Annotated in this window: 1 pseudogene; it reads right to left on the bottom strand. The window is 62.3% G+C overall.

The annotated features are described in order from the left end of the window. Positions 1-751 (bottom strand): annotated as a pseudogene (locus ACH65_RS20295) (TonB-dependent receptor); the annotation flags it as partial.

The following is a 751-nucleotide window of genomic DNA, read 5'->3' as shown; positions in this document are numbered from 1 at the left end:
GACCGTCGACCGGTTGGTGGCATAGCGCATGTAGTTGTACTGCGCGGTCTGCCTGTTCAGCACATTGAACACGTCCACCTGGAAGGTGAGCTTGTTGTCCATCCAGCCGGGCGTGTAAGCCGCGTTGAGGTCGAGCCTGTACGTCCACGGCGTGGTACCGGTGCTGCCGCGCGGCGTGTACACGTAACCCGTGGAGCCGGCGATCGGCAAACCGCAGTAGTGGTAGTACGCACCGTTGTAGACCGGGGCCTTAGGATCAGGCCAGAACGTCGTGCAGCTCAACGGGCGACCGGAAAGTGCCGTCGCCGTGGCGCCGAATCGCCATTCCTTGTTGAGCTGGTAGTAACCGAACGCACGGATCTGGTGCTTGCGGTTGTTCGGCAGCAGGCCGTTGGCCCCCACCATCAACTGCGGCAGATCCCAATCCTGGGTGACGGACACGTCGGGCTGGCCGCCGTTGCCGGTATCCAGGTCGGAGGCCAGCTGGCCTTCGGTGTTGCCATAGTTGCGCGAGAAGACGTAGTCGATCTTGCCGTACCAGTTGTCGCCGAAGGGATGTTCGACGAACAGGTTCAGCGCGTAGTAATTGCGCTTCAGGCGCGGGAAGCCGAGTTGCGCATTGGAGTACTTCACCTCCTTGAACGAACCATCATCCTGCTGCTCGAGGAAGGAGTTCGCCTTGCCCGGATTGAACAGGAAGCAGCGGCCGCCCAGCGCCGGCGTGCAGGTGTCGTCGATGGCGCTGCGCAGC

Origin of the sequence: Frateuria defendens (genome assembly GCF_001182895.1) — a bacterium.
GTDB lineage: Bacteria > Pseudomonadota > Gammaproteobacteria > Xanthomonadales > Rhodanobacteraceae > Frateuria_B > Frateuria_B defendens.
Note: the sequence above shows the minus strand (reverse complement) of the source record. Positions and strands in the feature narration are given on the sequence as shown.